The sequence below is a fragment of the Nonomuraea sp. NPDC050691 genome (assembly GCF_040654455.1).
Classification (GTDB): Bacteria; Actinomycetota; Actinomycetes; order Streptosporangiales; family Streptosporangiaceae; genus Nonomuraea.
In genome coordinates this window covers 1-6,658 of record NZ_JBFAIA010000284.1, presented here as the reverse complement: position 1 = coordinate 6,658, position 6,658 = coordinate 1, and the positions used below count along the sequence as shown (strand labels likewise).

Sequence of the window (6,658 nt, the reverse complement as noted above, 5' to 3'; positions counted from 1 at the left end):
CGGCGCCCGCGCCTGCCGCGCCTGGTGCGCGCCAGGGGGCCGCGCCGCGCCGTCGTGGGCATGCTCACGGGCTGCGTGCAACGGGAGTTCTTCCCGCAGGTGAACGCCGCCACCGCCCGGGTGCTGGCGCTGGAGGGCTGCGACGTGGTCATCCCGCCGGGCCAGGGCTGCTGCGGCGCGCTCAGTGTCCACTCGGGGCGCGAGGACCAGGCCAGGCGGCTGGCCCGCCGCACGATCCGCGTGTTCGAACGGGCCGGGGTGGACACCGTGGTGGTCAACGCCGCCGGCTGCGGCTCGTCGATGAAGGAGTACGGCGAGCTGTTCGGCGCGGAGCCCGCCTTCCGGGTCCGCGACCTGTCGGAGTTCCTGGCCGAGCTGGGGCCGGTGGCGACGCGGCATCCGCTGCCGGTCGTCGCGGCCTACCACGACGCCTGCCACCTGGCCCACGCCCAGGGAGTGCGGTCACAGCCGCGCGCCCTGCTGGCCGCGATCCCGGGGCTGGAGCTGCGGGAGGTGCCCGAGGCGGCGATCTGCTGCGGCTCTGCGGGCACGTACAACATCTTCCGGCCCGAGGCCGCCCGCGACCTCGGCGACCGCAAGGCCAAGGGGGTGGCCTCGACCGGCGCAGAGCTGCTGGTGTCGGCCAACCCCGGCTGCACCATGCAGATCGCCGCGGCCATGCGCCGGGCCGGGGCCGCGATCAGGGTGGCGCACACGGCCGAGGTGCTGGACGCCTCGCTGCGCGGGGTGCCGCTGTGACCGAATCCGGTGTAAAGGACGGGGGTACCGGCGCGTGAGCGTGCAGTCGATCGAGCGGGCGCTGGACGTGCTGGAGAGCCTGGCCGAGCACGGCGGCGCGGCCGGCCTGTCGGAGATCGCCGCCAAGACCGGCCTGCCGTACGGGACGATCCACCGGCTGCTGCGCACGCTGCTCGCCCGCGGCTACGTGCGCCAGGAGTCCGACCGGCGCTACGCGCTCGGGGCGGGGCTCATGCGGCTCGGCGGGGTGGCCGAGGGCATGGTGGGCGCGTGGGCGCGGCCGTACCTCGCGCGGATGGTGGAGCTGTCGGGCGAGACGGCGAACCTCGCCGTCATGGAGGGCGACTTCGTCGTGTACGTGGCGCAGGTGCCCTCGCCGCGGCGGCTGCGGATGTTCGCCGAGGTGGGCCGGAGGGTCCTGCCGCACAGCACGGCCGTGGGCAAGGTGCTGCTCGCCGACCGCGCCGCCGAGGACGCGGTGACGCTGCTGGAGCGCACCGGCATGCCGCGCCGCACCCCCAACACGATCACCGAGGCAGGGGCCATGCTGGCCGAGCTGGACCGGGTCCGGACGCTCGGCTACGCCATGGACCTGGGCGAGGAGGAGCTGGGCGTGCACTGCCTGGCCGTGCCCGTGAGCGACGGCGAGCGGGTGGTGGCCGCCATGTCGGTGTCCGGGCCGGCCGAGCGGATCGACGCGGTGGACCGCGAGGAGCTGGCCGAGGGAATGCGGGGCATCGCGCGCGCGTTCGGCGCGGAGCTCGCGCCGGTGGCCGGTGAGCGCTGACGGCGCCCACGTTTCTGACGGTGCCGGCCATTACGGTTGAGGCATGTGCCGAAGCATCAAGACGCTGCGCCCGCCGTACACCGAGGACGTCACCGAGGACGACGTGCGGGCGGCGGCGCTGCAGTACGTGCGCAAGATCTCCGGATTCCGCTCGCCCGCCCCGCACAACGCGGAGGCGTTCGAGCGGGCGGTCGAGGAGATCACCCGGGCGTCGGAGGAGCTGCTCGGGGCGCTGAGGGTCCGCGGCTCTCACTGACCCGCCCGCCCCGCACAGGCCAGTGACGGCGAGGGTCGTTGACAGCGGCCCCCGCCGGGAGAAGTCTCCCCGGTGTACCCCCATCGGATCCCAGGGAGCTGCCATGATCAGCGGGCTGTATCAGGGTCAGGACGGCGGATCGCGACTGGAGCTCCGGGTCGACGTGGACGGGACGCGGCCCACCGGCCGGATCAGCGGCGACCTGTTCACCGTGGCGGGCTCGACCACCACCTACGCCGGCTCGTTCGTGGTCCACTCCCCCACGGTCCGGGCGGAGGGCGACGAGGCGCGCATCGCGGGCCGGGGCGCGTTCACCTTCGACACGGCGGCCAAGGACGTCACCGTCACGCTGACCGGCGGCTCGGGCACCGCCGAGGTCGCCGGGCGCGTCTACCCCGTGACGTTCGCCTCGCCCCACTTCCGGCAGGTGCTGCTGGAGGTCGACTCCGTCGTCGGGACAGTACCGTTCGCCTCCTATCCGACCTCGGCCCTGCCCACCCCCGCCGGGTGCCCGCCCCGCGAGCTGAGCGTGGCCGCCGCCTACGCCGAGGCCGGGATCGGGCTGACCGTGGCCGAGCCGGGCGTCATCCCGGCCGACGGCTCCGGCGCCGACCTGGCCTGGGACGACGCCGAGCTGCACCACGCGATGACGCAGCAGTTCGGCCTGTTCGCCGACGCGGTGGCCTGGCGGGTGTGGCTGCTGGTGGCCAGCCGGCACGTCGGCGGCTACCGGGGCATCATGTTCGACTACAACGACACCCACCAGCGGCAGGGCTCCGCCGTGTTCTACGACGCGATCAGGGGTGACACGCCGCAGGCCCAGCGGGCGCAGCTGCGCACCTACGTCCACGAGCTCGGGCACGCCTTCAACCTGCTGCACTCCTGGCAGAAGAACCTGGCCACCCCGCCCCAGCCGCTCGGCCCCGACGGCGGCTTCGGCGACCTGTCATGGATGAACTACGTGCAGAACTACCGCCCCGGCGGCGAGCCGGGCTACTGGGCGGCGTTCCCGTTCCAGTTCACCGACGCCGAGCTCGTGCACCTGCGGCACGGCTTCTACCGGGACGTCGCGATGGGCGCCAACGCGTTCGGCACCGGCGCGGCCGAGATCGCGCCGTTCGAGCGGCCGGTGGAGGACCTGTCGGGGCTGCGCCTGGAGGTGCGGGCCAAGGAGTGGTTCGGCTTCGGCGAGCCGGTCGTGGTGGAGCTGAAGCTGTCGTACACGGGCGAGCCCCGCGCCACCCACAGCCACCTGCACCCCGACACCGAGTTCACGCAGATCTCCATCACCCAGCCGAGCGGCCGCACCGTCCTGTACCGGCCGATGATGCGCCACTGCGTCGACCATTCCGCCGAGGTGCGGCTCGACCAGGGCAACCCGGCCATGTACCGCAGCGCCTACATCGGGCACGGCCGCGACGGCCACTACTTCCAGCAGCCCGGCGAGTACCGCGTGCGCGGCCAGTACATCGCCGCCGACGGCTCGCGCATCGTCTCCGACCCCTGCCTGGTGCGGGTGCGCTACCCGGCCGGTGCCGACGACCACCGCGTCGCCGAGCTGATGCTCGGCGAGGAGCAGGGCAAGCTGTTCTCACTGCTCGGCTCCGACTCGCCGGAGCTGCGCGCCGGCAACGAGGCGCTGGACGAGCTGCTCGACCGGTACGGCGGGCACCCCCTCGCGGTGTACGCCCGGATGGTCAAGGGGCTCAACGCCGAGCGGGAGTTCAAGGTGATCACGGCGGGCAAGCGGCTGCGGGTCCGGCCCCCGGACCCCAAGCAGGGCGTCGAGCAGCTGTCGGCCGTGGCCCGCGAGGCCGCCTCGGACGGGCTCATCGACAACATCACGCTCAACATGGTGATGCGGCGGCTGGCCCGGGCCGAGGCCCGGCAGGGCGACCTCGGCCGGGCCAACGCGGTGATGGACCGGATGGTGACGATGTTCGAGGAGAAGGGCGTCAACCCGATCGTGCTCGGCCAGATCAGGCGGCAGGCGGAGCTGACGAAGACGGCGCTCGGCGCGGAGTCCTGACCGCGGGTCCTCCCTTCGCCCGGCGAGCCGGGCACCACCGAGGGTGGTTTCGGCCTGCTCGCAAGTCCTCTAGGACCGAATTTTTCGCCGCGTTCCCGCTGGTCAGGGGCGGGAGCGCGGGTCCTGTGCGATTTTCTGGACGTTCTCTGTGCGGGCGATCCGCAATCTTGATCTCCAGCAAGCGCGTTTCGACAGAGCCAACGTAGCTCGGGCGCCGCGTGGGACCTCCGTCCCCGGCGACCGTGGAAGGAATTCGCATGAGATCCAAAGGGATGCTCACGGTGGGCTTCGCCCTGTTAATCGGCCTTGCGTCGGGCCAGGCCGCCGCGTCGGCCAGCACGGTCTTCGCGCCGACGGCGACCAACACGCCCGCCCCCAGCCCCACCGCGACGGCGACGCCCCCCGCTGAGGACGAGGGTGAGGGCGGCGACCCGGCGAACGAGATCAACGTCCCGCTCGCCTCCACCCTGGCGGCGCCGAGGTTCCAGCTTCCCTTCCCCTGCGGCCAGTCCTGGACCGGCAACTCCAGCAACAGCAGCGCGCACAGGGCGTATGAGATCGACTTCAACCGGGGCAGCTCGGCCAACGCCGACCTCGGCGACACCGTCGTGGCCGCCGCGGCGGGCACCGTGGTCATCTCGGCCCACCAGGGCTCGGCCAACGGCTACGGCAACCTCGTCAAGGTCGACCACGGGGGCGGCTACACGTCCTTCTACGCGCACCTGAACTCGCGTGCCGTCGCCGCGGGCGCCAGGGTGTCGCAGGGCCAGAAGCTCGGCACGGTCGGCAAGACCAGCAAGCCGGGCAACAACATCAGCGCGCACCTGCACTTCGAGATCCGCAAGGGCAGCAGCTACCCGTCGAACATCCAGAAGGCCGTCTTCAACGGCGTCACCTTCGGCTACCCGACCCAGACGGTCACCTCCAAGAACTGCGGCGGCGGTGGCTCCCCCGGCACCCCCGGCAACCCGCACACCGCGGCGTCCGTGTGCGGCAGCGGCTTCAAGGTGATCGACCAGCAGGCGCTCGGCACGTCCGGCACCGTCTACCTGACCTACAACAGCGGCAACGGCCAGAACTGCGTCGCCACGATCAAGAAGAAGTCGCTCGGCACGAAGACCGCCGCCAGCGCCTTCCTGGAAGTGAAGGACAAGCCTCGCACCACTGACAGCGGCAGCTTCACCTACTACGCGGGCCCGGTGAAGGCCACCGCGTCCGGCAAGTGCGTCAAGTGGGGCGGCAAGACCGGCACGGACACCTACACCAGTCCGTTCGAGCACTGCAGCTGATCCGCGACAGCCGCCCGCTCCATGAGCGGGCGGCCGATGCGCGTACCTTCACGTGACCGCGGCCCGCCCTCTCGCCTACGAGAGGGCGGGCCGCGGTCATCATCGTTTCGGCAGGCTCACGGGCCGGCCCCCCGAGCAGGCGATCACGACCTCGACCTCCTCGCCCTCCTCCGGCTCGAACTCGACCTTGGCGCGGAGCGCGGGGCCGGGCTCGACGCCGTCCACGGAGAAGCCCTGGGCGGGGCTCCAGGAGCGCAGCCGTACCTGGTCGCCCTCGCAGGAGGCGATGACCGTGCCGCCGGCCGTCTGGAGGAGCCGGTCGGCGGCCGCCGGAGCAGTGGTGCCGGACGGGAGCGCGGGCGTGCCCGAAGGACGGGGGCGCGAGGTCGCGGAGGCCAGCGCGGCGCGTACGTCGTCCCGGTCGAGCACCCGCCCCGAACCGGCGGTCAGGGAGCCTCCCAGCAGGCCGAGCACCGCCACGGCGGCGCCGGTCGCGGCGGCCGCGGTGGCGGCCCACGCCACGACGTACCTCTTCACCGCCCCAGCTTCCCCCCTCCACCGCTAAGCCGCCGTTAACGCGAGGATAAGAGAGCCGGGCCACCCGCCCGCACCGTCTACGGTTGCTTCATGTGGCTCCTCCGCTCTCTGAAGGGAGCGGCTTCTCGCCAAGCCGCTCGCGCGGCCTCACGAAGGGCAAGCCCTGCCCTGAGGATGTTCATGGCCGTGTTGACGTCGGCGTGCGCCCGGTGATCGCCCGCCGTGCATCGGAACGCGGCTTGGGTGAGGCGGTTTTCTTCGCGCAGTGCCCGCATCGCGAGCAGGTGCGGGAGGTGCTGCGGGGATCGACTGCGATCAGCTCTCGACCGGCGCTTTCAGCCTTGTCCGTGAGGACCTGCGGGAACATCCCCAACCCGCGTCCAGGATGCCGCGGTTCAGCCCGGCCTTCTGAGCGACGTTGCGGCCGGGACGCTCGATCGTGCCGGACGCCGAGCGGGTCATGCCGGTGATCCGCAGGTCTTCGTGCACGATCACGTCACCCAGCTCGCGCCGTTCTTGACGGCAGGCCACTGCACGGTGTCGAACCGGCGCCGGCCCGGCACCGGCAGAAGCCGAAAGGACATCCGTGATGTGCGAACCTGTCAGGTCAGGGCACACTCGGGCCTTGGCGCTCCCGACTCCCCCGACGGCTGAAGCCGCCGGTTCCCTCAGGAGGTTCTGATGGCTGACATCCTGCTCATCGAGGACGACGGGGCCATCCGGACCGCGCTCAGTCGCGGGCTGCGCGACCTGGGCCACGCCGTCTCCTCCTCCCCCACGGCGTTCGAGGGGCTGCGGCTGGCCGTCGAGGACCGGCCCGACCTGGTGGTCCTCGACCTCGGGCTGCCCGACCTCGACGGTGTGGAACTGCTGCGCATGCTGCGCGCGGTGAGCCGAGTGCCGGTGTGCGCGTGCTGGTCCCGACGAAGGCGGACGGCCTGCCCTTGAGCACGTTGTCGGACTGGTTGGTGTTCGACGGGTCCAGCGGATGGAGGCCCTGC

9 protein-coding genes are annotated in these 6,658 nt (G+C 72.3%); 6 read left to right on the top strand and 3 right to left on the bottom strand.

What is annotated here, in order from left to right:
- From AB0H81_RS43230 to AB0H81_RS43210, 5 genes are all read left to right on the top strand, one after another.
- A partial coding sequence (locus AB0H81_RS43230; RefSeq protein WP_358387843.1) for a (Fe-S)-binding protein occupies nucleotides 1–759 on the top strand: 759 nt, incomplete at its 5' end.
- Nucleotides 760–793: 34 nt separating this feature from the next.
- On the top strand, nucleotides 794–1,546 hold the full coding sequence (locus AB0H81_RS43225; protein WP_358387840.1) for an IclR family transcriptional regulator: 753 nt from the start codon (nucleotides 794–796) through the stop codon (nucleotides 1,544–1,546).
- Nucleotides 1,547–1,589: 43 nt separating this feature from the next.
- Nucleotides 1,590–1,802, top strand: a complete 213-nt coding sequence (locus tag AB0H81_RS43220; RefSeq protein WP_358387837.1) for a DUF2277 domain-containing protein — start codon at nucleotides 1,590–1,592, stop codon at nucleotides 1,800–1,802.
- 103 nt (nucleotides 1,803–1,905) lie between these two features.
- Nucleotides 1,906–3,831, top strand: coding sequence for a hypothetical protein (locus tag AB0H81_RS43215; protein WP_358387834.1), 1,926 nt, complete (start codon nucleotides 1,906–1,908; stop codon nucleotides 3,829–3,831).
- Between the two features lie 257 nt (nucleotides 3,832–4,088).
- On the top strand, nucleotides 4,089–5,120 hold the full coding sequence (locus tag AB0H81_RS43210) for a M23 family metallopeptidase (protein WP_358387832.1): 1,032 nt from the start codon (nucleotides 4,089–4,091) through the stop codon (nucleotides 5,118–5,120).
- A 99-nt stretch (nucleotides 5,121–5,219) separates the two neighbouring features.
- On the opposite strand, the gene AB0H81_RS43205 is transcribed toward AB0H81_RS43210, so the two are convergent.
- From AB0H81_RS43205 to AB0H81_RS43195, 3 genes are all read right to left on the bottom strand, one after another.
- Complete coding sequence (locus AB0H81_RS43205; RefSeq protein WP_358387829.1) at nucleotides 5,220–5,657, bottom strand: hypothetical protein; 438 nt, start codon at nucleotides 5,655–5,657, stop codon at nucleotides 5,220–5,222.
- Between the two features lie 178 nt (nucleotides 5,658–5,835).
- Nucleotides 5,836–6,024 carry a zinc ribbon domain-containing protein gene (locus AB0H81_RS43200; RefSeq protein ID WP_358387827.1) on the bottom strand — a complete coding sequence of 63 codons (189 nt, stop codon included), beginning with the start codon at nucleotides 6,022–6,024 and terminating at the stop codon, nucleotides 5,836–5,838.
- Nucleotides 5,973–6,152, bottom strand: coding sequence for a hypothetical protein (locus AB0H81_RS43195; RefSeq protein WP_358387846.1), 180 nt, complete (start codon nucleotides 6,150–6,152; stop codon nucleotides 5,973–5,975). The genes AB0H81_RS43200 and AB0H81_RS43195 overlap by 52 nt, the downstream gene beginning before the upstream one ends.
- 186 nt (nucleotides 6,153–6,338) lie before the next feature.
- On the opposite strand from AB0H81_RS43195, the gene AB0H81_RS43190 reads away from it, so the two are divergent.
- Nucleotides 6,339–6,605 (top strand): response regulator, encoded by a 267-nt coding sequence (locus tag AB0H81_RS43190; RefSeq protein WP_358387824.1) that lies wholly within the window; start codon nucleotides 6,339–6,341, stop codon nucleotides 6,603–6,605.
- Nucleotides 6,606–6,658 lie beyond the last annotated feature (53 nt).